This window comes from Paenibacillus cisolokensis, assembly GCF_018403665.1.
Lineage (GTDB): Bacteria > Bacillota > Bacilli > Paenibacillales > Paenibacillaceae > Paenibacillus_AH > Paenibacillus_AH cisolokensis.
The window spans coordinates 1-26,936 of sequence record NZ_BOVJ01000128.1 but is presented as its reverse complement, the minus strand read 5'-3'; the positions used below and the strand labels follow the sequence as shown (position 1 = coordinate 26,936).

Here is a 26,936-nt window from a genome sequence, read left to right as displayed (position 1 = left end):
TTTGCAATATTCCTCCGAACTCACCTGTCCAGGTGTAATCTGCAAATCATTTCGAAGGGCAAATCTGACATTACGCAACTGTAAAGCTCGCGCGCGACGGCCGGGGCCGCGCTACATTGCGCAAAGCGTCGCGCCCCCGGCGGCCGCGTAACATTGCGCAAAGCGTCCCGCCCCCGGCGGCCGCGCCTACATTGCGCAAAGCGTCGCGCCCCCGGCGGCCGCGCTACATTGCGCACCTGCAGGGCTCTATTCCGCGCGCGGCCCCCATAGCCGGAGCGACTTCGCGCTCCGGCTAAGCTCACACGAAGCGGAACGGCTCCGTATCGACGGCCGAGGCGACGACCTCGGTCGAGCTTTTGCGTTCCGCCAGCCCGCGGGCGAGCCAATCGGCCACTTTCGCCTTCATAATTTTCTCGGCGTTATGGCCCGGATCGATCAAGGCGATGCCGGCGGCAAGCGCGTCGTGCGCGGTATGGTAGTCGATGTCGCCGGTAACGAGCACATCGGCGCCGTAGAACTGCGCTTGACGGAAATATTTGGCGCCCGATCCGCCCAGCACCGCCGCCTTGCTGACGCTGCGCTGCAAATCGCCGACAACCCGGACGAACGGCACATCGAACGCCTTCTTGACTTTGTCGGCCAGCTCGCCGAGCGTTGTCGGGGCGGACAGCTTCCCGACGCGGCCCAGACCGAACGAGCGCCCTTTCAATTCCAGCGGGTACAGGTCGTACGCGACCTCTTCGTACGGATGCGCCTTCAGCATCGCCTGGATGACGGCACGGTGAACGCTGTATGGAACGATCGTCTCGATCCGCACTTCCTCGACTTGTTCCAGCTTCCCGGTCGAGCCGATGAACGGATCGGCCCCTTCGAGCGGACGGAACGTGCCGGTTCCTTCAAGATTGAAGCTGCAGTGCGAATAATTGCCGATGCCGCCCGCTCCGGCCTGCCATACCGCTTCCAATACGCGGTCGCGGTAGTCCTTCGGCACAAAAACGACAAGCTTGTACAGCTTGTCCGTATGCACCTCGTCTAGCGGCAGTCGCCCTTCCGTGTCGATGCCGATCAAATCGGCCATCCAGTCGTTCATGCCGTCTTCGGCGACATCCAGGTTCGTATGGGAGATGTATACGGCAATATCGTTCTTGATCAGTTTCTCGTACAGCCGTCCGGCCGGGGTCGATGTGTCCAGCTTGGCGATCGGCCTGTAAATGATGGCGTGATGGGCAACAATGAGGTTCGCGCCCACGAAAATCGCTTCATCCACAACTTCCTCGGTCACGTCGAGCGCGACGAGCACTTTGCGTATTTCTTTCTGCAGCGTGCCGAGCTGAAGGCCGATTTTGTCCCCTTCCACGGCGTAATGCTTGGGAGCGAGCCGTTCCATCAGCTGCACGACCGTTTGTCCATGGGCAAGCATGCCAGCACCTCCTTGATTTCATCCATATCCCGGCGCAACCCCGCTTCCTTCTCCTTCGCTTCCGGCGTTTCCGAAAGCGACAGCTGCCGGCAAATATACTCCATCTTCTCCAGCTCATGCGCCCATTTGGCGCCAAGCAGCGGCTCCCCGCGCCGCAGCAGCAGCGGCCCCATGCGAAGCAGCAGGCGTCTCCCTCTTTCCTGTCCGATCCCGGACGGCAAGAAGGACGTATCGTACAGCTTCCCGTTCAGCGCGTCGGCGTCGGACGACCGGACGGCCCGCAGCACTTCGTACCATCTTCCGTCCTCCTCGACGATCTCCTCGGCCGTCAGCAGCCAGCCTTCGTCAAGCAGCCAACTGCGCACCAGCTCTTCGCCGACGTTCGGCTGGAGCACCAGCTCGCGGACGCCGTCGAGCTTGCCAGCTGCGGCGCCGCGCGACAGAATGGCGGCCATCAGGCAGCCGCCCATGCCGGCAATAGTCACCGCATCGGCTTCCCCCGCCTGCAGCACATCCAGTCCGTCCCCTTGGCGCACATCGATCTTCGCTTCCAGACCGGCTTCCTTCACCTGCTTTTTCGCCGCCGCAAGCGGCCCGGCGTTCAGTTCCCCGGCTATAGCCGAAGGCGAACGTCCCGTCTGCACCAGATAAGTCGGCAGAAGCGCGTGATCGGAGCCGATATCCGCAACCCGGGTGCCGGGCGCGACAAGATCGGCGATCGTCTGCAGCCGTTTCGATAGCTTCAACATTAAGCAACCCACGCAATCCATTTTTTCGCATCCCGTACAACAACGCTCCTCCTGCCGCAATTTTTACGAGCAATTGCAGCTCAAGCCATTCCATATCGCGCAAATAAACGGCCGCATACAGCTCCGGCATAAACCAGAGCAGCGCGCATACGGCGAACAGAACGGAGGAAGCGCGCTTCGACCAGCGCTGCACGAACCAGCTTGACCAGCCGAAAGCGCAGGACAGCGGCAGCCAGAAGAGCTGCACTTCATACCAGGCCGGCAAGTCCGTATAACGGGACAGTACCCATCCGTATGCCAAAACAGCCGCAACCCATCCGCACAAATGGAGCAGCGGAATATCTGCCCCGAGACCGTAGACGATCCATAAAGCCGCACAGCCGGCTATGAAGGCCGCTTTCCAGCCCCATTCCGAAAGTCCGTGCATCTCCAACAGCAGCAAGCCGGCTCCGAGCAGCAGCAGCATAGCGGTGCCGATAACCGCAAGACCGGCAGATTCGTTCGTCGTGCGCCGCTTATGTCCGATCCTCAGCAAAACGGTTACGGCAAGCGCCACCAAGCCTATTTGCAATAGAGGATGAAAAGCGCTAAAATAAAACACAACAAAACAAATCAAGAAAAATAATCCAGTTCCTAGCAGCCATTGCCTGCCCGTCGCCCGTTGGAGCGCAAAGGCCGCCTTGCCCAAAGAATGCGACGGCGGGCGTTCGTCCGGCTCGCCATACAGATTTAGCAGAAAATCGCAATATTGGTCCGGCAGCAGCTTGCCGCGGCGCCATTGCTCGATCTCTTGCACGATTATTTTTCGACGTTCCTCGTTCATATCGCCGTTCCTTTCGCTTCTGCGCGATATCGCCGCTGTTCCAAGGAACAACCGGCTTCGCCGTCCTCGGCGGAAAGCGCCGTTATCGCCTGGAATACATAGAACGCATCAAGCGCATCGAACGCTTCGAATGCATCGAACGTGTTGAAACAGCAGCAAGTTTCTAAAAATAAGACCTTGCTGCATAAGCAGAAAGGTCTGCGAATTCATTATTCGAGAAAATCTTTCAGCCGTTTGCTGCGGCTCGGATGGCGAAGCTTGCGAAGCGCCTTCGCCTCGATTTGCCGGATCCGTTCGCGGGTTACGCCGAACACTTTGCCCACTTCCTCCAGCGTGCGGGTACGCCCGTCGTCCAGTCCGAAGCGGAGACGCAGCACGTTCTCCTCTCTTTCCGTCAACGTATCGAGCACATCCTCAAGCTGCTCCTTCAGCAGCTCGTACGCCGCGGCATCGGCCGGCGCGAGCGCTTCCTGATCCTCGATGAAATCGCCCAGATGGGAGTCGTCTTCCTCGCCGATCGGCGTTTCGAGCGACACCGGCTCCTGTGCGATTTTCATAATTTCCCGCACTTTGTCGGTGCTGAGATCCATCTCCGCCGCAATTTCCTCCGGCGTAGGTTCGCGTCCCAATTCCTGCAGCAGTTGTCGGGATACCCGAATCAGCTTGTTGATCGTCTCCACCATATGAACGGGGATACGGATCGTCCGGGCCTGATCGGCTATCGCCCGCGTAATCGCCTGACGAATCCACCAGGTCGCATACGTGCTGAACTTGTAGCCTTTCGTATGATCGAACTTTTCAACGGCCTTGATCAGTCCCATGTTGCCTTCCTGAATCAAATCAAGGAACAGCATGCCGCGCCCAACATAACGTTTGGCGATGCTTACGACGAGCCGCAGATTCGCTTCGGCAAGACGCCGCCGCGCTTCTTCGTCGCCGTTCTCGATCCGCTTGGCCAGCTCGATTTCATCGTCGGCCGACAACAGCGGCACCCGTCCAATTTCCTTCAAATACATGCGAACGGGATCGTTGATTTTAATGCCCGGCGGAAGCGCCAAGTCGTCGTCAAAATTGAATTCGTCATGCTCGTGATCGTGGTCGTGATCATGATCGCGATCCCGATCTTCCCCCCCCATTGTCATCGGAAGATCGTCATCGCTATCGTTCGTGACTTCAATGCCGAAATCGTCCAGCTGTTCGAAAAACTCGTCGATTTGTTCCGGGTCCTGGTCAAACGGAGACAGCTTCTCCATAATTTCTTTATACGAAAGGGAAGCTCTCTTCTTGCCCTGTTCGATCAGCTGTTCTTTCACCAGATCCAGCTTTTGTTCTGTTTCTAGTTCAGTATGTTGATCATTCGCCATATTTCCGACTCCCTCCTCCCTAGAAACGATCGTCCTGTCGGTCTTTCAGCTGTCTCTCTAGGGCTATGATCTCGCTGGCAATCTGCGCCGCCAGCATTACATCCCCGGCACGCTCCGCGCGCACCATCTCTTCTTTTTTCGCTCGATTTCCCGAAGCTTGGGGACTTTTAATATTTCTTTGACGTAGTCTTCCAGCAGTTGCTCGTCGAACGGGAAATCGCCGTCCATCATCAAAATCGATGAAGCTGCCCGCTGCAGCCGGTCATCCTGCAGCGTGGCGATGAACCGGCTCACATCCGGTTCGTTATCTTGCGCATAATAGGCGTATATATAAGCGGCCAATGCGGCATGCTCCTCCGCGATAAAGCCATCGCCGACCCGATCGTGCACCGTCTGCGCAACCGATGCGTCATGCATCATCACATACAGCAGTCTGCGTTCCGCCTGGTGGTAGGCCGGCATCAGCGTTGGCGCTGCCGCCGGACGGGTCCTGTCATTCCTACCATTATTCCACGAATTATCCGGATTATCCCCGCCGGCCGTTTTTTTGCAGTTGCATCCGGAATCGGTTGCAGTCCTGCTTGAGCGCGTCGAGAGAAATATCGAACTCTCGCGACAGCTCCTTCAAGTATACTTCCCGTTCGGTCATCGAGTCGAGCTCGGCCACGGTTCTGACCGCCTCGAGCACGTAGTTTTTGCGTCCTTCTTCTTCTAGGAGTATATGGTTTTTCTTAAATATATAAGCTTAAATTTCGTGACGGAAACGGGGTGTTCCAGCGTTTCCCGAACGAACGCTTCCGGACCGTATTTATCGATGAATTCGTCGGGATCGAGTCCCCCCGGAAGCATAGCCACCGATACGCGAAGTCCGGCCCGTTCGAGCAGCGGCACTGTCTTCAGAACCGCGTTCTGTCCCGCCGCATCGCCGTCATAGCAGATGATCGCCTCATCCGCATGCGGCCGGAGCGCCGCCGCGTGCTCCGGCGTGAGCGCCGTGCCCATTGTCGCGACGCCGTTCGCAACGCCCGCGCTCCACGCCTTGATGACATCCATATATCCTTCGAACAGGACGACGGTCCCGCTCTTGCGAATCGCCGGACGCGCCTGATGAAAGTTGTACAGCAGCCTGCTTTTCGCAAAGAGCGGCGTTTCGGGAGAGTTCAAATATTTCGGCTGACCGTCGCCGAGTATTCTCCCGCCGAACGCAATCACTTTGCCGTCCCGGCTCCAGATCGGAAACATGATCCGCCCGCGAAACCGGTCGACAAAGCCGCTGCCGTCCTGCTTCGCCGCCAGCAGACCGCCCTTTTCCATCAGCCCGAGGTCGAACTTTCGAGATTCCAGAAATTTGGCGAGCGTATCCCATCCTTTCGGCGCATATCCGATGACAAACCGGTCGATCAGCTTCTCGCCGATGCCCCTGCTGCGCAAATAGGCCATCGCTTCCCGGCCTTGGGCCGTATTGAGCAGCAAGTAATGATAAAACTTGGCCGCCAGCTCATGCGCTTCCCTGAGCTTGTCCCGCGCCGAATCGACAGGCGACGGACCGGCGCTAGGCGCGCTCCAGGAAACGGGGATGCCGGCCTGCTCCGCCATCGTCTTCACGGCCTCCGGAAACGAGTAGCCCTCTATTTCCGCCACAAACCGGATGACATCCCCGCCCTTGCCGCAGCCGTAGCAATGGAAAATTTGTTTCTCCGGCGTAACCGTAAAAGAAGGCGTCTTCTCGGAATGAAACGGGCACAATCCTTTCATGTATTTGCCGTGCTTGGTCAGATGAACGTACTTCCCGACCGTTTCCACGATGTCGTGGCTTCGGAGAACCGCGGCGATGACGGATTCCGGAATTCTGGCATATGTCATCGTCCATCATCTCCTGAAAATAACACGTAATACTATTCGCTACGGTTCACTATTCTCCTGCCGCTCCAACAAAACTTTTGTCAGCTTTTGTTGAAAATGCCGCCGGTCCTCTTCCGTCATCGCCCTTGGTCCTTTGGTCCGCCCCCCGCTCCTGCGCCGTTTGGCCTGTTCGTGGCGGCGGTCGAGCAAATAGCCGATCGTCCGATCGTCATATATTTGCCCCTGGTTCGACAGGGCGACAGCCCCTTTGGCGAGCACGATCGCCGCCAGTCCGAAATCCTGCGTCACGACGATGTCCCCGCGCACAACCCGGCTTACGATATACAGGTCGACCGCTTGACTATGCCGGTCGACCTGGACGATATCAACGCCTTCCTCGGGTACAAGCAGATGGTCGTAGGACGATACCATCAGGACGGGGACGCCGAATTGTTTCCCGGTACGCGCAATTTCCGCTTTGACGGGACATGCGTCCGCATCGACGACGATGGTCGGCTTCCCGGGTTTCATCGCTCATCACCGTCCGATTTTTCGTCTTCTCTTAATATATACAACATCGCACCGGCAAAATCCTTCCGCACCGCTCTCCGCCTTACGAACTGTGGCGTCCGACCGCCTCCATAATCAGGCTGGCCGTTTCCTCCACCGCCCGGTGGGAGACGTCGATGACGACGCAGCCGAGTTTCTCCATCACCTGCTGGGCGTACGCCAATTCGCGCTCGATCCGCTCGGGCGTCGCATAGGCCGCGTTGTCGGGCAGGCCGAGCGCCTTCAGACGCTCCTTGCGGATAATGTTCAAATAATGAACGCCGATCGTCAAGCCGACAATTTTCTCGCGGGGAATCGTAAACAGCTCCTCGGGCGGTTTCAGCTCGGGAATGAGCGGCACGTTGGCGACTTTATATTTTTTATGCGCCAGATACATCGAGAGCGGCGTCTTCGACGTGCGCGACACCCCGACAAGGACGATGTCCGCCTTCAGCACGCCGGTCGCATCGCGCGCATCGTCATATTTGACAGCGAATTCGACCGCCTCCACCTTGCGGAAGTAGTCTTCGTCCAGCACATGGTTCAATCCCGGCTCCTGCCGCGCCCGCCGCCCCGTCTTCTCCTCAAGGCTGCCGATCAGCGGACCGAGAAGATCGATCGCGACGATGCCGGTCTCTTCGGCAAGCGACAGCATGGCGCTGCGCAGCTGCGGGATGACAAGCGTGTACAGCACGATCGCCTGCTGCGCCGCGGCTTGTTCGATGACCCGCTTCAGCACTTCAACGTCGGAGATGAACGGGGCCCGCCGTATATCGGCATAGATCGGATGAAACTGGGCAACCGCCGCGCGAATGACATACTCGCCCGTATCGCCTGCGGAGTCGGACACGATGTACAGAATGACCTCCGGATTTTCGGCATCCTAACATCCCCCCTTATGCGGCGGGCAGCAGTCCGCCGCCTACCATACCAGCTTCGCGAAATCCGCCACCCGCGAGATGTCGGACGCGATCGCCGCCAATGTGGCCAGCCGGTTGCGCCGGATCGCCTCGTCGTCCGCCATGACCATCACCGCGTCGAAATAAGCGTTGATCTGCGGCTTGAGGAGCGCCAGCTTCTCCAGCGCGCCGGCTGCGTCCTTCGCATCCAGCGCCTGCGCGAATCCCGGATGCACGTCTTGCCAGCAGCGGTACAGCTCCCGCTCGGCATCGGCTTCGAAGAGCGACTCGTCGGGCTGACGCGAATCGGCTTTGGCCGCCAGGTTGGAAACCCGGTTGAAGGCGTCCACGGCCGTCTTGAATTCGTCCCGCGCTTCTCCCGTCACGGCGGCAAACAGCGCGCTCGCGCGCTGCACCGTCAGCAGCAAATCGTCGAAGCCGGAAGCCATGACCGCATCGGCGACATCGTAGCGGACGCCCTGCTCGGACAGCACGTTCTTGACGCGGAGCGCGAAGAAATCGTACAAATCTTTGCGGATGTCTTCCGCGGTGCGCTTGGCCTCCCTGCCGCCATGCGCTCCGAGCCCCATCTCGAACAATTCGTCGAGACGGACGTCAAGCTGCTGCGCCAAAATAATTTGCACGATGCCTGTCGCCTGACGGCGCAGCGCGTAAGGGTCCTGCGACCCGGTCGGCACGATGCCGATCGAGAAGCAGCCGACAATCGTGTCGATCTTGTCGGCAATCGCGACGATCGCCCCGACGAGCGACGACGGCGTGCGGTCCCCGGCGAAACGCGGCTGATAATGCTCGAATACGGCACGGGCGACCGCTTCCGGCTCGCCGGCTTTGCGGGCGTAATCCTCGCCCATAATCCCTTGCAGCTCGGGAAACTCGTAAACCATTTGCGTCACAAGATCGAACTTGCAAATGTCCGCCGCCCGGCTGACGGAGCCTGCCGCCGCTTCGTCGAGGCCGAGGCGGACGGCCAGCCGGTCCGCTATCGCCCGAATGCGGCGCACCTTGTCGGAAAGCGTGCCTAGCTCCTCGTGATAGACGATCGTCTCGAGCTTGGACAGCGCGTCCGCGATCGCCAGCTTCTGATCCTCCGCGTAGAAAAACTTCGCGTCCGACAGCCGCGCGCGCAGCACCTTCTCGTTGCCTTTGGCCACCTGCTCGATCGAAGTCCGGTCCCCGTTGCGGACGGTCACGAAGTACGGCAGCAGCCGGCCGCTCTTGTCCAGCACCGGGAAGTAGCGCTGATGCTCGCGCATCGATGTAATGAGCACTTCCTGCGGGATGTCCAGGAAGGACGGATCGAACGTGCCGAACAACACGCTCGGCGTCTCGACGAGGAACACCACTTCCTCGAGCAAGTCCTCCTTGACGGCGATATCCCAGCCCTTCTCTTCCGCCAGCGCTTCGATCTGGCGGACGATTTCCCGTTCCCGCTCGGCCGGATCGGCGATGACATGCTGCGCGCGCAGCGTTTCCAGATAGCGGTCCGGCGACTCGATTACCGCTTCCCCGCCAAGGAAACGGTGGCCTCGCGTCACATTGCCGCTGCGCACATTCGTCACTTCCATCGGCACGACATCGCTGCCGTACAGGGCGACGATCCATTTGATCGGGCGGACGAACCGAAGCTCATAGCTGCCCCAGCGCATGTTTTTCGGAAACGTCATCGACGCGAGAATGCCGGTTAGCCCTTCCGCAAGCAGCGTATCCGTCGCGACGCCTGCGCTGCTCTTATTTACATATACGTATTCGACGCCGCCCAGTTCCTTAAAGAACAGCTGATCCGGCTCCACCCCCTGGCTGCGCGCAAAGCCGAGCGCCGCTTTGCTCCATTGCCCCTGCTCGTCGACCGCGATTTTGCGCGACGGTCCTTTCACTTCCTCGCTCACGTCCGCCTGCTTCTCTTCGACATCGCGCGCCAGCACGGCGAGACGGCGGGGCGTCGCGTACGCGCTCACTTCGCCATGGCCGATGCGGGAATCGTCCAGCCATTTGACGAGCTTTTCTTTCAGTTGATTCATCGCGCCGCGAACGAAACGGGCGGGCACCTCCTCGAGGCCGATTTCGAACAGCAGATGCTTCGCCATTAGCGCTCCTCTCCTTTCTTCAGCAGCGGGAAGCCGAGACGCTCCCGTTCCTGCAGGTAAGTCGCGGCGCATGCCCGCGCCAGATTGCGCACCCGGCTGATGTAGCCGGTTCGCTCCGTCACGCTGATCGCCCCGCGCGCATCCAGCAGGTTGAACGTGTGCGAGCATTTGAGCGTGTAGTCGTACGCCGGGAACACGAGATTTTGTTCCAGCGCCTGCCGCGCCTCCTCCTCGTACATGTTGAACAGCGTGAACAGCTTCGCCGTATCCGATATTTCGAACGTATATTTGGAATGCTCGTACTCCGGCTGAAGGAACACGTCGCCGTATGTGACGCCGTCCACCCATTCGAGCTCAAATACGTTCTCCTTCTCCTGAATATAGGACGCCAGCCGCTCCATCCCGTAGGTGATTTCCACCGCTACCGGGTTCATGTCGATACCGCCCACTTGCTGAAAATACGTAAACTGCGTAATTTCCATTCCGTCGAGCCAAACTTCCCAGCCGAGTCCCCATGCGCCGAGACCCGGATGCTCCCAGTTGTCCTCCACGAAACGGATGTCATGATGGGCCGGATCAATGCCGAGACGATTCAGGCTTTCCAGGTACAGCTCCTGGATGTTGTCCGGCGACGGCTTCATAATAACCTGGAACTGGTGGTGCTGATACAGCCGGTTCGGGTTTTCCCCGTAACGGCCGTCGGCCGGACGGCGGGACGGCTCTACGTATGCGACGTTCCACGGCTCCGGACCGATAACCCGGAGAAACGTCATCGGATTGAGCGTCCCGGCCCCTTTCTCGACGTCGTATGGCTGCACGATCAGACAATTTTGCTCTGCCCAAAATTGCTGCAGCGTTAATATCATCCCTTGAAAATTCATCGCTGGCGACACTCCTTGTCCTTCAGAATTGAATGGGCGGCGACTGTTCGCCCCCGCGGCGAAAAGCGGAATACGCGGCCCGGACACGACAAAAAACCCTCGTCTCCACGCCTGCTTGCAGACGTAGGGACGAGAGTATTCTCCCGCGGTTCCACCCTACTTGGCCTTCTCCCTACGGCTCGCAAGGAACTTCGGCCCGCTTTGGTTGCATCCGTTCAAGACTCCGGAGCGCCATTTCGCCGATTCATCCGTCCGGGCTTCCACCGTCCCCGGATCGCTGGCTGCGCGGTTCGCAACCGGCTACTTTCTCCTTCATTGTCCTATCCTATTCTTTTCGTCTTATCAGAATGATTATAGACAAAATCAAAATCGCTGTCAATGTCCACTTTCGAAAAAAACGTCCGAACATCCGTCGGCCGCGGAAAGCGGCGGAAAGGCGGCAGAGCCCCGGAAGCGGTGGAAAACCGCGGGTGTCGGAAGCGGCAGAGCGGCGGAAAGCCGTGAAAGCGAAAAGCCGCGGAAAGCCTCGAAAGCGGAAAGCCGCGGGAGGCGGCGGAGCGGCCTGTCACAAGTCCGCCGCGACGACGGCCTGCCGGCGGGCGTCCGCATCGCGAAAGCCTTCCGCAAGCGTCAGCTTCGTGCGGTGGTGGCGCCAACGGACGAGACTCCAGATGCCGCGGATATATTCGTCGGCGATCATGGCCGCGTAAATGCCGTACAGGCCCCATTGCAAATGGATGCCGAGCGCATAGGACAGTCCGACCGATACGATCCACATGCTGGCGAGCGCGGTAACCATGACGAATTTACTGTCTCCGATCGCGCTGAGCGACTGGCCGAGCGCCATATTGAACATTTTGCCCGGCTGCAGCGCCAAATTCAGCCAAAGCAGCGCCACGGCAGTGTCGACGATCCACGGATCGGCCGTAAACCACCGCATGACGGCATGCCGGAACATCAGCAAAAGCGCGGTATTGGCGAGAACGATGACGATGCCCGCAGCGAGCGCCTTGTAGGCGCTGTAATACGCTTCCTTGTACGCCTTCGCCCCGTACAGATGGCTGATCCGGATTTGCACCGCGAGCGCAAGCGACCAGCCGACGGTAAAGGCGAACGATTCGAGCGTGTTCATATACGTCCGCGCCGCCAGCTGCTGCGCGCCCATCGAGGCGATGATGCTGAAAATGACGAGCTGGGATAAGGTCCAGGAGCCGCCGTTTATGCCGAGCGGCCAGCCGATGCGCAGCACTTGCCTGAACAGCGGCCAGTCGAAAACGGCAAATTCCCTGAACGCGATCCGCTCCCCGAACGCATGCCGGAACAGGCGGATTTGCAAAACGAGCGCAAACAGCCGGCTGATGACGGTGGAAACCGCGACCCCGAACAATCCCCATTGCGGAAACCCGAACGCGCCGAAAATGAACGCGTAATTGAGCGCGATATGGATGACGTTCATCGCGAGCGAAATGAACATCGGCGATCGCGTATCGCCCGTATTGCGCACCGCCGTGCTCAGCGACAGATTTAACGCCGTCACGGCCATGCCGCCGCCAATGACGGCCATATACGTATAGGCGAGAGGCCGAATATCGTCCGGCACCTGCAGCGCGGCGACGATCGGCTTCGTTCCGAGCGCAAGTACGACGCTGACGGCAACGCCGAGCGCCGCCGTTACCGTCACCGACATTATGGCGATCGTCCGGGCGTCCGCCGGCTGCCCCGCTCCGAGCTTCTGGGCGATCAAGATGCCGGCGCCGCTGCATACGAGCGTGAACAGGACGATAATCGCATTGAAAAACTGGTTGGCAATGCCGGTCACGGCCACCGCATCGTCGGAAATCCGGCTCACCATCAGCGTATCCGCCGTGCCAAGCATAAATTGCAGAAACATTTCGATCATAATGGGCCAGGTCAACGCCCAGATGGATATCGACCTTTTGTTCGTTGTGCTCATATAAGGGCAAGCGCCTCTCTTTTCGTCAAACTGATGCCCATTGTAGTCCGCTCTCGGCGTCCCGTCAACTCCTGCATCGGCCGGCGTTTTCCGCTTTATGCCCCAATAGCGGAAGGAGCCGGTCGATTCGGCTCCTTCCTTGCGCAAACGCGATATTTTACAACGAATATTTGTCCATTTGATCGAGGAATGCTCTGGACTTCAAATGATAGCCGAGATGCGCATCGGTCAGTCTGCGCATGGCGGTTTTCAGCGCCGCTTTCGTCTCCTCTTTTACCTGCACATGGCCTAGGCGCGTCAAATCCATCCGGCGAAACAGCCGCAGCAGCTTCCACGGTCCTTCCGCCAGCTCGAGCGCTTCGGGATCGCGCGGGAAGCAGCGTCGGCACAACGCGCCGCCGGCGGACGCCGACAGCCGGAACGGCCCGTCTTCGGCGCCGCACGAAACGCATGCGTCGACAACCGGACCGTATCCGGACGCCTCCAATATTTTCATTTCATACAAAAACGTGACGATTTGCGGATCTTTCCCTTCCTCCAGCGCTTCCAGGTAAGCGCGAAGCTGGCGGAACAGGTAACCGCCGGCCTCGTCATCCTGCAGGCTGCGGTCGGTCAGCTCCGCCGCATAGGAAGCGTAAGCCGCCAGTTCGAGATTTTCCCGCAGCGCGTGATGGGAAGCGATAATCTCGCCGCTGTTCAACGTGCCGAGCCCGCTTCCGCGAAAAATACGAATTCCCCGTATGTAAACGGCTGGGCGAGCGAAGCGTGGCGGCTTCTCGCCTTCTTCGCTCCGCGAATGAGCACGCCAGCCTTGCCATGGGTATCGGTTATGATCGTCACGATTTTGTTGCCTTCCCCGTAATCCATACTGCGGATAACGATTCCTTCCACACGGTAGAGCACCCGCGACTCCTCCTGTTACGATCCGGTCGCCCCTCCCGCTTCCGCCGCAAAATCTTCCTCGTCCGTCTGCCCTTCGTCTGCGGTTTCCGCTGCTGTGAGCTGATTCATTTCCCTGTAGAGCAAAATGCGTCCAAATCGCCGGTCAATGTAAAATACCTCCACGAAAAATCCCGCATTCGTATCCATCCTTTCTCCCGGAAAATGTTTCGTCCCACGGTATTAGGATGCGATAATCGCACGGTCTCTATCCCGACAATCGATTTGTCAATTCCCGTCAGTCGTTTCGGAAACCCAAATCTTTCAGCACATGCTCCCGGTTGCGCCAGTCTTTTTCACTTTGACCCACAGCTCCAAATACGTCTTCGATCCGAGGAGCGCCTCGATGTCCTGGCGGGCCAGCCGCCCGACCTCCTTCAGCATCGCCCCGTTTTTGCCGATAATAATCCCTTTCTGCGAATCCCGCTCCACAAAAATGACCGCGCCGATATAGACGACGCCGTTCTCCTGCACGCGCATATCCTCAATCGCGACCGCGATCGAATGCGGCACTTCCTCGCGCGTCAGATGCAATATTTTTCACGGATCAATTCCGCGCAGACGAACTGCTCGGGATGATCGGTCACCTGATCGGCCGGGTAATATTGCGGACCTTCGTCAAGGTAACCGATCAGCGTATCGATCAGCGTGCCGACGTTGTTGCCCGCGGCGGCGGAAACCGGCACAATTTCGGCAAAATCGTACAACTCCTTGTACTGCGCGATGATCGGCAGCAAATCTTCCGGCTGCACCTTGTCGATCTTGTTCATGACGAGAAAAACCGGCGTCTTTACCTTTTTCAGCTGTTCGATAATATACCGGTCGCCGCCCCCGATTCCTTCCGCCACATCGATCAGAAACAGGACGGCATCGACTTCGTTCAGCGCGTTCTCCGCCGCCTTGATCATATAGTCGCCGAGCTTCGAGGACGGCTTATGAATGCCCGGCGTATCGAGGAAAACGATTTGCGCTTCGTCCGTCGTATAAACGCCGTGAATTTTGTTGCGGGTCGTCTGCGGCTTGTCCGACATAATCGCGATTTTTGCCCGATAATCCGGTTCATCAGCGTCGACTTGCCGACGTTCGGACGGCCGACGATCGCGACGAAGCCGGAACGGAACGGCCGACGCTCCCCGTTCGCTTGCTGATTCATTGCCATATTCCAACTTCCTTTTATCCGTAATGGTTTATCATGGTTTATCTTTTGCGAAAAAAGAGGTCAGCCGCCGAAAAGCAGCCGCCAAAGAGGAGGGCCGAGTATAAACAGACCGGCGAGCGCCGCGCCGGCCGCAGCGACAAGCACCGCGCCGGCCGCGGCGTCCTTCGCGGTCTTGGCGAGCGGGTGCGGATCGGGGCCGATCCGGTCGATCGTCCGCTCGACGGCCGTATTGACCAGTTCCAGCGCCATGACCGAAGCGGCGGCGAGCGCCAGTACGGCCCCTTCCAGCGCCGAAACGCCAAGCGCCGTCGCCGCGACGATGACGGCAACGGCGAAAGCCAGATGAATCCGCATATTGCGCTGGGTGCGCACCGTATACGCCACGCCGGACACCGCAAACCGGAAGCTTCGCAGGAAACGGCGCATTAGCGGGGCAAGCCTGCCTTCCGCAGCACCGCTTCCTGCTTTTCCATCATAACGGCTTCCGACGCCTCGTCCTGATGATCGTAGCCGATCAGATGGAGAAAGCCGTGGACGAACAGAAAGCCGATTTCCCGTTCCAGCGAATGGCCGTACTGCTCGCTCTGCTCCTTCGCCCGCTCGATCGAAATGATAATATCGCCGAGCATCTCCGGGAATTCCTCCGGCTCCGGCCCGCCGTCTCCGAATATGATGCCCGGCTCGCCGTCGCTTTCTTCTCGCATCGCGAAGGAAAGCACGTCGGTCGGACGGTCGATATTCCGGTATTCCCGGTTCAGCCGCCGGATTTCGGCGTCGTCAACGAACGTAAGCGCCACTTCGCCGTCCGTCAGCCCTTCCGCTTCGCCAGCCAGCTGCAGCAGTTGCTCCAGCCGGGCGATCCACGCTTCCGGTATGTCCATCTTGTCCTGCTCATTATTCCATTCCAAGCGCAAACTCATGCTAGCCGCTCCTTCTGTTTCACATCGTCCGGATACTCGATCCTGGAGTGGAAGATACCCACTACCGTTTCCTTCAACGTCTGCGCGATCCGGTCCAGTTCCTTGAGCGTCAGGTCGCACTCGTTGAACTGATTGTCGTCGAGCCGGCTCTTTATAATTTTGCGTATCATCGAATCGATCTGCTCCATCGTCGGATTGCGCAGGCTGCGGACCGCCGCTTCTACGCAGTCGGCGATGCCGACGATCGCCGCTTCCTTCGATTGCGCTTTCGGACCCGGATAGCGGAAATCTTCCTCGGTGAAGTCGGGCTCCACGCCGTCCGCCTCGGCCTGCTTGAGCGCCTTGTGATAGAAGTACTTGAGCGACGTCGTCCCGTGATGCTGCTCCGCGATGTCGCGAATCGGCTTCGGAATATTATAGCCTTTCAGCATTTCCACCCCGTCGCGGGCATGGGCGATAATAATCGATTTGCTCAGCTTCGGATCGATCGAATCGTGCGGATTCTCGATATTCGTCTGATTTTCGATAAAGTAGTTCGGCCGCTTCGTCTTGCCGATGTCATGATAGAACGAGCCGACGCGGCACAGCAAGCCGTTCGCGCCGATCGATTCCGCCGCCGCCTCCGACAGGTTGCCGACCATGACGCTGTGATGGTACGTGCCCGGCGTCTCGGTCAGCAGCTTGCGCAGCAGCGGATGATTGGGGTTGGACAGCTCGACAAGCTTCAGCGCCGACAAAATGCCGAACGTCACTTCGAAAAACGGCATCAACCCGATGACCAGCACCGCCGTAATCAGTCCGCTGGCGAACGCGAAAGTAGCGGAGTACAGCATCGCCGTCCGGTCGAGCGTGTCGCCCAGCAGCTGCAACACGATGACCGAGATGACGCCGAACAGGCTTGCGATGATGCCGGCTTTCAATATGGTCGACCGCTGGCTGGCCCGGTGAATCGCGAAAATGGCCGAGAACGACACGACGACGATGAAAAAGCCGTAATGAAAATCGAAAAGCTGGTCCTGCCGCAAGCTGAAAATAACGCTGCCTATAATGGCGAACAGAATCGAGCTGACAAAGGCCAGATGAATGTCGAGCAGCAGCGTAATCAGCATCGCGCCCATCGCGGCGGGAGCCAAAAATCCGACATAGGATACGCTGTCGGTCTGAATCATGCCGACAATCTGCATCGTCACGATATTGACGAGATAGATCGTCAGCAGCATCAGCAGCTGCACGTTGCCGTATGCCGGCTTCGCGCCGCTGAATCCGCCCGTCTGATGGAGGAAGCTGTAGATGGCCAGCACGAACAGCAGAGACATCAGCAAAACGCCGACCTGCGGCCAATATGTTTTCTGTTCCTTCAGCAGGTTAAGCCCTTGCAGCCGCTCGTAAATTTCCTCCGTAATCAACTGGCCCTTGCTGACGACGATATCGCCTTCCTTGATGACGACCTGCGGCGTATTCTCCTTGGCCAGCACCCGCGCTTCGTCGGTCGCTTCCTTGTCGGCGAACTTGTTCGGCATAATCGCGAACCGGGCCAGCTCCTGCACGATCTCCCGCGCCGTCCGATCGTCGAGCGCACTCGCGTTAACGAGCTCCGCGACTTTCGTGCGCGCCGTCTCCGCTTCCCGGAGCTGCTCGCTCATCAGCTTGCGGACGACCTCGACGCCGACCTGCCGCATTTCGGCGATTTGCTCCACCGTAAGACGCGGCATCTTGTAGAACGTCTCTTCCGGGATCGTGTAGGCCTGCGCTTTTACGACCCTGGCCATTTCGTCCAGCAGCGAATCGTTGTACGTGCCGTTGCCGCGGTTATTTTTGACAAAATTGTCCACAAACTCTTCATAGCGGCGGGGAATTTCAGTCCGGTAAATATCGATCTTGTTCTGTTGGGTCACCTGATCGTCCGTGTTGAGCTGCTCCATCCGGTCGAATATTTGCGCGATCAGGTTTTCGTTGCGCAGCGCGACGATCGAATAAATTTGCTCGACCTTCTCCGCCGCCTGGTCCTTCGCAAGCTGGGTCGCCTTCTCATCCACCCATTCTCCGGGCGCTTTAATGTCCTTCTCCGCCCGTGTGTTCAGCTTGATATCGTATGTCTCCGGAACGAGGTGCGGCGACAGATTGAAATAAAACAACAGAACGAACAAGAGCAGCAGCAGCAGGCGTACGCCCGCGCTCTGCCTCCAGCCGGCCGTGATCGCAGGGGACAAGCCCCGCTTTTCCTCATTCTTCCGGTCCATGAAACGTCAAATCCTCTCTATCCTTGGTTTTCCGCGTACCGATTGTAGGCCGAAATAATTTTCTGAACCAGGGAATGGCGTACGACGTCTTGCTCCGAAAAGGATATAAAGCCGATTTCATCGATATTTCCCAAAATGCGCTGAGCGGCGATCAGCCCGGATTGCGTGCCCCGCGGCAGGTCGATTTGGGTCACATCGCCCGTAACGACCATTTTGGAGCCGAAGCCGAGTCGGGTCAGAAACATTTTCATCTGCTCGGGTGTCGTATTTTGCGCTTCGTCCAAAATGATGAACGAGTCTTCCAACGTCCGTCCCCGCATATAGGCGAGCGGCGCGATCTCCAGGAGTCCCCGCTCGAACGACTTGGCCGTCTGGTCCGGACCGAGCACGTCGTGCAGCGCATCGTACAGCGGCCGCAAATACGGGTCTACCTTTTCTTGCAAATCGCCGGGCAAAAATCCGAGATTTTCGCCCGCTTCGACGGCGGGCCTGGTCAGGACGATTCGCTTGACCGCGCCTTCCTTCAGCGCCGCCACCGCCATGACAACGGCGAGGTACGTCTTGCCCGTTCCCGCCGGACCGATGCCGAATACGATATCTTTCTTCCGAATAGTAGAAACATAATGGCGTTGGCCTAACGTCTTCACCCGGATCGGCTTCCCGCGGTACGTTGTCGCAATTTCCGCCTTGAACAGGTCGAGCAGCTCGACCGCCTGCATCGAGCGCGCCAGTTCCAAGGCATACATCACGTCCCGTTCGCTCGGCTGATAACCTCCGCGGATCAGTTGAAGCAGCACGGAAAACAGCTGTTCGAGGGAGTCGACCTCCTCTCCGAAACCGGAAATGACGATCTCCGCATCCCGCGAGCGGATATCCGCATTCGTCTGCGCCTCGATCAACCGCAAATATTTGTCCTGCGGGCCGAGCAGCGCCAAGCCTTCCGCCGCATTATCGAGCGAAATTGTTGCGACTTTGGTCTGATTGGGCAAATCTCATTCTCCTTGCATTTGTACTATTGGCATTTCGGTAACGATCGATTGCTCTACTTCAAAAAGTACTTTCATATAAACTTTACCATTGTCCGTCTTTTCATGCAAAAGGTTTTGCGCGAGCACCTTCGCATCCTTGCCCGCCTTGGCCAAAATATCCGCCTGCGCCTGCATGATTCCGGCCGCTTTCGCCTCCTCGGCGGTCAGCTCCCGCTCGTCGATCCGCACCTCCATCAACCGTTCCCGCATCTTGCCCACCGGCAGCTTCCAGTTCCGCCACTGCGCCTGCGTGACCAGCGGAACGGTTTCATATGCGGCGAACGGCACGCTGCCGAAGCCCGATATCTGCAGCGCCCTGTTGCCTACTACCGCATACCATCTCGTCTTCGACTCTCCCGTATAGACTTTCACCCGCTGGGTAAGCGGAGAGACAATATTATACTCGTACCATACGATGCCCCGCACCGTTCCTTTGGCGACGACCGTGCGGGGAGTACTTTCCAGTCCGACCGTGCCTGAAATGAGAATATCGCCTTTGCGGACGCGCGAGTTTTTTTTGACGACGGCCCGTCCCGTTTCCACCAGCACTTCGGTGACGACCGCATCCGTCGACGCCACCAGATGGCGGGGACTGAGCAGCGGCCGGCTCTCCGGCCGGGTCGACTCGACGACCCGGATCGTCAGCCTTGTGCCTCGCTTCTCGACGCTGACCCACGCGACGTCGGGCAGTCTGGCCTCGAGCCGCTTGGAGAGCACGTCCGAATCCGGAAGACGGAAAGACCATTGGAACGGACGGACGCCCTCCTCCTCGGCGGCCTTGAGAATCGCTTCCTCGCTTATATCGACGTTGCCTTTCACATCGATGTTCCAGACAAGCGAGGATAGCGCATAGATGCCGGCAACGAACATGAGCAAGCCGACGGCAAAAATTTCCGCCGCTCCAGCTTGACGAGCCAGAACGGAAATCCCCGGCGGCCCGTAATCCGCAGCTTGCAGCTTGTCTTCCTGATATAAGGACGAAGGCGGAACAAATCGCCGACCGTCACGGCGCATTCGACATCGCCGGCGCTTGTCCGACGTATAGACCACAGCCGCAGGCCGCCGGCCAGCGCTTCGTTGACGAGCTTCTCCGGCTGCCCGCCGACGATCCGGATCGTTACGATTCCTTGCATCCATTGCATCCAAGTCCCATTCACGTCAGTCAACCTCCTATTCGAACACGTGAATTTGGCTGATCACACCTTCGATGAACACTTCATCGGTCCAGATCGTCCGGATGACCAGATCCTTGCCCGTCACTTCCACTTCTCCTTTGCTCAATGCAAGCCGCAGACGATCGCTCGAAAAATAGATGACGCCGCGGTGATTTTCGATATAGAGCTGACGATCGCCGATCATCGTAAAACGGGGGAGGTCGTACACGACGTCCTGCGGCATTTCCAGCACGTCGGCAGTCCATTTGCGAAGCTTGCGTTTCAGTCGGCGCATCGAACGCATCCCTCCCCTTACCGTACTGTACCAAACATATGCGGTCGAACGGCATTTTATGTAACAGCGGGGAAGCGCCGCATCGCCGATTCGTTCGGCGCTGCTACCTTATTCGGCATGCAAAACCGAAAAAGCGGCGGTTCGAAAAAAAACCGCCTTCCCACGAGTGGGAAAGCGGTAAAGCGGTTTTCGCCGCAGCAATGCGTTATCGCGATCTGCCGAACGGGCGCTTGGCCCGGGGCGGGCCCAAAATTTCGGCCCAGACGACCGCCCGTTTCAAGTCGTCCGCATCGGGCGAAGGGCGGTGCGGATTGCGGGCTTCGTGCGCTTCGGCAGGCCCGGTAGCCGCCGCATGCGTCACGGCCGATACGGCAGCCGGCCGCTGTTCGCGGCTCGCTCCGATTTCTTCTCCGAACCCGCTTGCCGAAGTATAGACGCGTTCCGGCAGCTTGCGGCTTTCTCCGCCGCCGTCGCGGCCTTTGTCCGTCCTCGCCGCCGTTTCCGGCCGCGCTTTCGGCCGGGGACGGCTCGGTGTCTCCGGCACCGGCATAAATTCCTTTCCGCCGCCGCCGAAATCCGGCATCCGGTTCGTTCCTTTCTTTCCTTTGTCCGACCGGCTGAACAGCGAAAGGAGAAAACCGATGATCGCGATCACGACCAAAAAGTTGTCGAGCACCAGTTCGATCAACTGCTCCATGCTGCAACCCTCCCGGCGTCAGCCGCTAAGGCGGCTGTTCGTTTTCCGCGCACGGTTACGCTCATTGCCCTTCTTTGCCGTCGGCCGGAGCGTCCGGCCGGCCGATCGAGCTGCGCATTTGCGTATCGGCCTCGATATTTTTCAAATTCAAGTAATCCATAACGCCCAGCTTGCCTTTCGCCAGCGCTTCGGCCATCGCGAGCGGCACCTGGGATTCCGACTCGACGACGCGGGCGCGCATCTCGACGACGCGGGCCTTCATTTCCTGTTCTTGCGCAACGGCCATTGCGCGGCGCTCCTCGGCTTTCGCCTGGGCGATCCGCTTGTCGGCTTCGGCCTGCTCCGTCTGCAGATGGGCGCCGATATTTTGCCTACGTCGACATCGGCGATATCGATCGACAAAATTTCGAACGCCGTTCCGGCATCCAGTCCTTTGTCCAGGACGGTGCGGGAAATCAGATCGGGATTTTCCAGCACGTCTTTGTGCGAATTGGAGGAGCCGACGGTCGTGACGATCCCTTCCCCTACGCGGGCGATAATCGTCTCTTCACCGGCGCCGCCGACGAGTCGCTCGATATTCGCGCGGACGGTAACGCGCGCCTTGACCTTCACTTCAATGCCGTCCTTGGCCACCGCAGCTACGACCGGCGTTTCAATGACGCGCGGATTGACGCTCATTTGAACCGCCTGCAGCACATCCCGGCCGGCCAGGTCGATCGCCGCAGCCCGCTCGAAGACGAGCGGAATATTGGCCCGCTGAGCGGCGATCAGGGCGTTGACGACGCGGTCGACGTTGCCGCCCGCCAGAAAGTGGCTTTCCAACTGATTGATCGTAAGCCCGAGTCCGGCTTTCGTCGCCTTGATCATCGGATTGACGATCCGGCTTGGCACGACGCGGCGCAGACGCATGGCGACGAGCGTAATGATGCTGATGCGCACCCCTGAAGCGAGCGCCGAAATCCAGAGCATGAGCGGAAAAAAGCTCAGAAACACCGAGATCAGAATGATGACCACTACCGCGATAATCAGAAACGAGGCGGTGGGGTCCAGTCCGAACAGACCGTTCATGAACAACTCTCCTTTATTTCGTTTTGTGCTGCGGCTGCGGAAGAGACGCCCCGCGTCTTTCCTCCGCTACACTTCTTCTCTAACGACGACGCGTACTCCTTCCACTTTAACCACTTTTACCGTTTTTCCCGCCTGAATAAACTCGCCGGCGGTAACGACGTCGAACCGTTCGCCGTCGATCTCCACCGTGCCGGCTGGGCGCAGCGGGGTAAGCGTCACGCCGCTCTTGCCGGCAAGCCAATCCAGCGAAGGCGCCGGAATGTACCCTTCTTCCGCCGTCAGCGCATCGCGCAAAATAAACCGGTTCCAGACGCCGCGCTTGTTGTTCCGTTTGGCGAACCAGAAAATGATGACGATCGCGATGACGAAAGCGAGCGCCAGCGAAACGAGCGCCTTGACCGCGTCGGGAGCCGCCATGACGACTCCGCCGACCAGCGACAGACTGCCAAGCGTGCCCAGTATGCCGAAGCTCGGAACGAAAATCTCCAGTATAAGCAGCACGATGCCGACGACGAACAGCACAACCGCTTCCAAGCCGGCAAAGCCCGCCACATAGTGGCCGAAGAAATAGAGGATGAAAGCCGCCAGACCTGCGATGCCGGGAACCCCGAAGCCGGGTACGAGCAATTCGATCGCGAGGCCGGCGATCCCGAGAATAAGCAAAATCGTCATAACGGCGGGCTGGACAAGCCAGCGGGCCAGCTTCTCGGCCGCGGTCATCTCAAAATGGATGACGTTCCTGTCCCCGAGCTTCAGCCATTGCAGCGTCTCGTCGACCGAACCGGCAATATGGTCGGCATACCCGACTTTCAGCGCATCCTCCGCGCCGAGCGACAAAATTTCACCTTTTCCTTTCGCAATGCCGTCCGTCTTCTCGTCCAGCACGACGTTTACATCGACCATTTTGGCGGCGATATTGGGATTGCGGCCGTTCAGCTTGGCCGCTTCGGTCATTTTCGTCGTCCAGTACGAGATCGTCTTCGGATTGTCGATCAGCGTACCGCTTCCGTCGACGACGGCTGCGGCTCCGATCATGCTGTTCGGCTTCATGACGATATGCTCGGCGTTCAGAGCGATGTACGTACCGGCCGAAACCGCCATGTCTTCCACGAAAACGGTCGTCGGTACGTCGCTCTCCCGAATCAGCTTGCCGATCTGCTCGGCGCTGTCCACCCTTCCGCCCGGCGTGCTGATGACGAGGATGATCCGTTCGGCTTCCGCTTCTTCCGCATCCTTGTATGCCCGCTCGAGGTACGACTGCAGCCCCTGCTCGATCGTGCTCTCGACCGGCACGACGTATACGGCCGGACCCGCTTCCGCCGCGGCCGGACCCGCGAACGACGACAGCGAGACGACGACCGCAAACCATGCAAGCAGCGGCGCCAGCCATCGTTTTCCCCAACGGTTAACGCGCATCGCGTTGCCCCCTTTCCTACTGCAATACTGTATATTACGGAAAACAGTTGAAATCGTTTCATCGTTTCATTGATATGTAGCATGGCGTAAAAAAGGATGAACATGCAAAAACACCCCCTGACAAGGGGGTGTCGGATTCGAGCCGCTATTGCAGGAATTGCTGCACGATCTGATTGACAAGTTTACCGTCAGCCCGCCCTTTGACTTTCGGCATCAGGGCGCTCATGACTTTTCCCATTTCAGCCTTGGAAGAAGCACCGGTTTCCTGGATGGTCTGCTGCACAATAGCTTGAATTTCTTCTTCGGTCAGCTGTTCGGGAAGGTAAACGCTAATAATTTCAATTTCCGCGGCTACGTTGTCGGCAAGATCGTTTCGGCCGGCCTTGCGAAATTCTTGGAGGGAATCTTTACGTTGTTTGATTTCACGACTGATTATATCAAGCACTTCATTATCATCCAGCGGACGTTTCAGTTCGATTTCCTGATTTTTGACTGCTGAACGGATCATCCGAATCGTGGAGAGCTTGAACTTGTCCTGATTCTTCATTGCTTGCTTCATATCGTCGTTTAATCGCTCGCTAAGGTTCATCGTTGGAAGGATCCTCCTAGTACTTTCTCTTGCGCGCGGCCTCGGACTTCTTCTTGCGCTTGACACTTGGCTTCTCGTAATGCTTGCGCTTCTTCACCTCAGCCAATACGCCGTCTTTTGCAATCGAGCGCTTGAAGCGACGCAATGCAGCATCGATCGTCTCGTTCTTGCGAACCTTGGTTTCTGACACCAGTTTTCCCTCCCTCCGAAACAGACCGTCCAGAGCCCATAAACACGGTTATCAAACTTCATTATATGTTAAAAAGAAAGGCAGTGTCAACTTGCGGAATCCGCGACAAGCGCCCCCAGTTTCCGCCCTCCGAGCAGATGAATATGGAGGTGATAGACGACCTGTCCGCCATCGGCGTTGCAGTTGTTGATCAAGCGATACCCCGATGCGTCGATGCCCTGTTCGGCGGCGATTTGCCGGGCGGCCGCAAAAATTTCCGCCACTACTGCATCGTCTTCCGCGCCGACGTCGTTCATCGTCGGAATATGCTTTTTCGGAATGATGACGATATGTACGGGTGCTTGCGGCTGAATGTCGTGGAAGGCTACGACGTTTTCGCTTTCATATACTTTGCGCGACGGCAGCTCGCCCTTGACGATTTTGCAGAATACGCATTCCATTTGCTTTCGGTCTCCCTTCTTCAACTTAACGTTCCGCTTTCCGCTTCTCCTATCATATCGCAAATGGTGCGGCTCGTCCAACGCCGGAAGCCGGCGGACGTTCGCCGCTTCCGAAATGGGCCCTCTAGTCGGGGCGGGCGGCCCGGCCGCTCAGAAGAACGGCAGCAGCGACAGCGCCAGCAGCGCCGCAAGCGGGAATACGACCGGGTAAAACCGCCCGCGGGGATAGTAAGGATACGGATACAGGCCGTAAGGGGAGCCCCAGCCCCAGTACGGAACATAGGCCCGATAATCCGGGCCGTAGCCGGCGCCGCCATAGACGTCCGGGCCGTAGCCGGCGCCGCCATAGACGTCCGGGCCGTACACGTCCCGTCCGTCGTTCCCGTGCTCCGCGACATATCCCCCGCCGGTCGGCACAGCCAACCGGACGAATTGGTCATCGACGCTTTCGATGATGCCGTCTATGCACCAGCCGTCCTTCGTGCGCAGCAGCACGTAGCGATGCCGGTATTCGTGGCACCATCTTTTGATATCGTGCTCCGTCGCCTTGCCGCCTTTGCTGCCTTTATTGCCTTTGCTGTTGTCCATGTAGCTCTTCTCCATCGCTGCGGTTAACCTCCTGCCTGCAATCGGTTTTACTCCATCATATGCGGCCCTGGGCATTCGGCTACTTGCTCCCTTCTGATAACAATTATCAATGCCGATTCGTTCAGACTTTCAGTCCAAAACGGCATTGGTTCCGGCGCGCGAACGCTCCTATAATAGAAGGGAACAGGAGGAATCCCGAATGGATATTGCGATTATTGGCGGAGGGCTTGCCGGATTGACGGCAGCCGCCTATTTATCCGAACAACCTGCGATGCGCGGCGTATTGTTCGAGCGGAGCCCACAGCTCGGTGGGCGCGCTTTCACGTATGAAAAAGCGGGATTTACATTGAATTACGGCGCGCACGCGGTCTACGGCATCGACCGGCATACGCTGACCGTCATGGAGCGGGAGCTCAAGCTGACGTTCGAGAGCAAACAGGTGGACAAACGGAAGGTCATGTACGAGAAAGGGAATCAGATTACGGAGGCACCGCTCGATTTTGTCAATCTCGTCAAAACGGATTTGCTCCGACCGCTGCAGAAGATGCGGTTTGTCGGAGAAATTACGGCGATCATCGCAAACATTCACCAACTGAAGCATTACGCCACATTAGGCGATTATATCGCCGCTTCCGGAGCGGGCGAAGATGTGAAGGAGCTGTGGGAGCATCTGGTCTGCTCCAACTTTTCATCGCGCCCGAAGACGCGCGGAAAGTGCCGGGCCCGGTAATCGCCGACTATTACCACAATCTGTTCCTGTCGCAGCGGCCGGTCAATTACGTGCTGGGCAGCTGGGCGGTCATTACAAACCAGCTGAAAGCGAAAATGGACGCCTCCGGACGCTGGGAAACGGCGCTTAAAGAGGGCGTCGACGGCGTTCGTTACGAGAAAGGCAAATATTGGCTCAAAACGAAAAACAGAGAGCAGCCGTTCGACCGGGTCGTCTTCGCGATGCCTGTCCAGCAAGCGGTCAAACTGCTGGCCGGCACGCCATGGGAACCGTTCATGGCCCCGTACGAAAACAGCAGGCCGACCGAGGTCATGGTGTACGACGTCGGTCTGAGGCGGGTCGTCGCCCGCCCGTTCAGCTATATCAGCGATATGAACAACAAGCTGTTCATTACCGACGTCTCCGCCACCGACCATACGCTCGTACCGGAAGGAGGCCAGCTGCTGCAGGGCATCGCCTACTTGCATGACGATTCGCTGGCCACCGATGAGGAGCGCAAAGCGTACCTCGAAGAGCGGACGACCCGGATGGAAGCGCTGTTCGACCGTCACTATCCCGGCTGGCGGGATGCGATCGAGGTGAAGCGCGTCTCGAAAAAGGCGATGGTGCAGAGCGTCAAGCACATTAGCGGCAACCGCTTGCTGCCGAACCGGGTCGAGAGCGTGCCGTTCTATTTCTGCGGCGACGGCTGCGAAGGCAAAGGAGAACTCGCCGAACGGGCTTTCTCCAGCGGCCGCCGGGTGGCGCAGCTGATCCTGGAATCGGCATTGGCCGCAGTTCATTAACGCCTGGGCCGGCCCCCGCTGCGAGCCGGCACTTCCCGGCCTGCGCGCAGCTTGTCCGGCCGACCGCCCCTTCCCGGCCGACCGCCCCTTCCCGGCCGACCGGCCCTTCTCG

General features: G+C 58.6%; 22 protein-coding genes and 5 pseudogenes. 2 read left to right on the top strand and 25 right to left on the bottom strand.

The features are described from left to right. Positions 1-298 precede the first annotated feature (298 nt). The 25 genes and pseudogenes from PACILC2_RS17655 to PACILC2_RS17535 form a co-directional block, all read right to left on the bottom strand. Positions 299-1,420 carry a Nif3-like dinuclear metal center hexameric protein gene (locus PACILC2_RS17655; RefSeq protein WP_213529807.1) on the bottom strand — a complete coding sequence of 374 codons (1,122 nt, stop codon included), beginning with the start codon at positions 1,418-1,420 and terminating at the stop codon, positions 299-301. Further along, positions 1,387-2,169: a tRNA (adenine(22)-N(1))-methyltransferase gene (locus PACILC2_RS17650; RefSeq protein WP_213529800.1), complete on the bottom strand. Its 783-nt coding sequence runs from the start codon at positions 2,167-2,169 to the stop codon at positions 1,387-1,389. The genes PACILC2_RS17655 and PACILC2_RS17650 overlap by 34 nt, the downstream gene beginning before the upstream one ends. Before the next feature lie 1,032 nt (positions 2,170-3,201). Next, the gene (gene rpoD / locus PACILC2_RS17645; protein ID WP_062492364.1) at positions 3,202-4,356 is read right to left on the bottom strand and encodes an RNA polymerase sigma factor RpoD; all 1,155 of its coding nucleotides are present in this window, start codon (positions 4,354-4,356) and stop codon (positions 3,202-3,204) included. 19 nt (positions 4,357-4,375) lie between these two features. Beyond that, positions 4,376-6,219, bottom strand: a pseudogene (gene dnaG / locus PACILC2_RS17640) (DNA primase). Between the two features lie 39 nt (positions 6,220-6,258). After that, positions 6,259-6,729, bottom strand: coding sequence for a YaiI/YqxD family protein (locus PACILC2_RS17635; protein WP_213529798.1), 471 nt, complete (start codon positions 6,727-6,729; stop codon positions 6,259-6,261). An 82-nt stretch (positions 6,730-6,811) separates the two neighbouring features. Continuing rightward, the gene (locus PACILC2_RS17630) at positions 6,812-7,609 is read right to left on the bottom strand and encodes a pyruvate, water dikinase regulatory protein (protein ID WP_213529811.1); all 798 of its coding nucleotides are present in this window, start codon (positions 7,607-7,609) and stop codon (positions 6,812-6,814) included. 60 nt (positions 7,610-7,669) lie between these two features. Beyond that, entirely contained in the window at positions 7,670-9,751 is a 2,082-nt protein-coding gene (gene glyS / locus PACILC2_RS17625) for a glycine--tRNA ligase subunit beta (RefSeq protein WP_213529796.1), read from the bottom strand. Beyond that, positions 9,751-10,632: a glycine--tRNA ligase subunit alpha gene (glyQ, locus tag PACILC2_RS17620; protein ID WP_062492359.1), complete on the bottom strand. Its 882-nt coding sequence runs from the start codon at positions 10,630-10,632 to the stop codon at positions 9,751-9,753. The genes glyS and glyQ overlap by 1 nt, the downstream gene beginning before the upstream one ends. Before the next feature lie 565 nt (positions 10,633-11,197). Then, a complete protein-coding gene (locus PACILC2_RS17615; RefSeq protein WP_062492358.1) occupies positions 11,198-12,586 on the bottom strand; it encodes an MATE family efflux transporter in 1,389 nt (462 codons plus the stop codon). A gap of 157 nt (positions 12,587-12,743) precedes the next feature. Next, positions 12,744-13,489: pseudogene (recO, locus tag PACILC2_RS17610) on the bottom strand (DNA repair protein RecO). Between the two features lie 15 nt (positions 13,490-13,504). Then, on the bottom strand, positions 13,505-13,675 hold the full coding sequence (locus PACILC2_RS17605) for a hypothetical protein (RefSeq protein WP_307860626.1): 171 nt from the start codon (positions 13,673-13,675) through the stop codon (positions 13,505-13,507). An 88-nt stretch (positions 13,676-13,763) separates the two neighbouring features. Then, a pseudogene (era, locus tag PACILC2_RS17600) lies at positions 13,764-14,678 on the bottom strand (GTPase Era). 66 nt (positions 14,679-14,744) lie between these two features. Continuing rightward, positions 14,745-15,110: a diacylglycerol kinase gene (locus PACILC2_RS17595; RefSeq protein WP_213529794.1), complete on the bottom strand. Its 366-nt coding sequence runs from the start codon at positions 15,108-15,110 to the stop codon at positions 14,745-14,747. Continuing rightward, positions 15,110-15,604 carry an rRNA maturation RNase YbeY gene (gene ybeY, locus PACILC2_RS17590; protein ID WP_213529792.1) on the bottom strand — a complete coding sequence of 165 codons (495 nt, stop codon included), beginning with the start codon at positions 15,602-15,604 and terminating at the stop codon, positions 15,110-15,112. Before ybeY ends, PACILC2_RS17595 begins: the two co-directional genes overlap by 1 nt. Beyond that, positions 15,601-17,844, bottom strand: coding sequence for an HD family phosphohydrolase (locus PACILC2_RS17585; RefSeq protein ID WP_062492354.1), 2,244 nt, complete (start codon positions 17,842-17,844; stop codon positions 15,601-15,603). The genes ybeY and PACILC2_RS17585 overlap by 4 nt, the downstream gene beginning before the upstream one ends. A 17-nt stretch (positions 17,845-17,861) precedes the next feature. Further along, complete coding sequence (locus PACILC2_RS17580) at positions 17,862-18,833, bottom strand: PhoH family protein (RefSeq protein WP_062492353.1); 972 nt, start codon at positions 18,831-18,833, stop codon at positions 17,862-17,864. A 3-nt stretch (positions 18,834-18,836) separates the two neighbouring features. Next, positions 18,837-20,005 (bottom strand): annotated as a pseudogene (gene yqfD / locus PACILC2_RS17575) (sporulation protein YqfD). 37 nt (positions 20,006-20,042) lie between these two features. Further along, on the bottom strand, positions 20,043-20,321 hold the full coding sequence (yqfC, locus tag PACILC2_RS17570; RefSeq protein WP_062492351.1) for a sporulation protein YqfC: 279 nt from the start codon (positions 20,319-20,321) through the stop codon (positions 20,043-20,045). A 205-nt stretch (positions 20,322-20,526) separates the two neighbouring features. After that, a complete protein-coding gene (locus tag PACILC2_RS17565; RefSeq protein WP_213529785.1) occupies positions 20,527-21,018 on the bottom strand; it encodes a YqfB family membrane protein in 492 nt (163 codons plus the stop codon). Positions 21,019-21,079: 61 nt separating this feature from the next. Beyond that, positions 21,080-22,086 (bottom strand): annotated as a pseudogene (floA, locus tag PACILC2_RS17560) (flotillin-like protein FloA). A 66-nt stretch (positions 22,087-22,152) separates the two neighbouring features. Beyond that, the gene (locus PACILC2_RS17555; protein ID WP_213529783.1) at positions 22,153-23,502 is read right to left on the bottom strand and encodes an NfeD family protein; all 1,350 of its coding nucleotides are present in this window, start codon (positions 23,500-23,502) and stop codon (positions 22,153-22,155) included. A 145-nt stretch (positions 23,503-23,647) separates the two neighbouring features. Further along, a complete protein-coding gene (locus PACILC2_RS17550; protein WP_062492347.1) occupies positions 23,648-24,091 on the bottom strand; it encodes a GatB/YqeY domain-containing protein in 444 nt (147 codons plus the stop codon). 16 nt (positions 24,092-24,107) lie between these two features. Further along, positions 24,108-24,281: a 30S ribosomal protein S21 gene (rpsU, locus tag PACILC2_RS17545; RefSeq protein ID WP_062492346.1), complete on the bottom strand. Its 174-nt coding sequence runs from the start codon at positions 24,279-24,281 to the stop codon at positions 24,108-24,110. Between the two features lie 86 nt (positions 24,282-24,367). Next, positions 24,368-24,721 carry a histidine triad nucleotide-binding protein gene (locus PACILC2_RS17540; protein ID WP_062492345.1) on the bottom strand — a complete coding sequence of 118 codons (354 nt, stop codon included), beginning with the start codon at positions 24,719-24,721 and terminating at the stop codon, positions 24,368-24,370. A gap of 150 nt (positions 24,722-24,871) precedes the next feature. After that, complete coding sequence (locus PACILC2_RS17535) at positions 24,872-25,324, bottom strand: hypothetical protein (RefSeq protein WP_244863601.1); 453 nt, start codon at positions 25,322-25,324, stop codon at positions 24,872-24,874. 184 nt (positions 25,325-25,508) lie between these two features. On the opposite strand from PACILC2_RS17535, the gene PACILC2_RS27185 reads away from it, so the two are divergent. After that, positions 25,509-26,039, top strand: a complete 531-nt coding sequence (locus PACILC2_RS27185; RefSeq protein ID WP_244863600.1) for an NAD(P)/FAD-dependent oxidoreductase — start codon at positions 25,509-25,511, stop codon at positions 26,037-26,039. After that, positions 26,024-26,824 (top strand): FAD-dependent oxidoreductase, encoded by an 801-nt coding sequence (locus PACILC2_RS27180; protein WP_244863599.1) that lies wholly within the window; start codon positions 26,024-26,026, stop codon positions 26,822-26,824. Before PACILC2_RS27185 ends, PACILC2_RS27180 begins: the two co-directional genes overlap by 16 nt. The last annotated feature ends 112 nt before the right edge of the window (positions 26,825-26,936 follow it).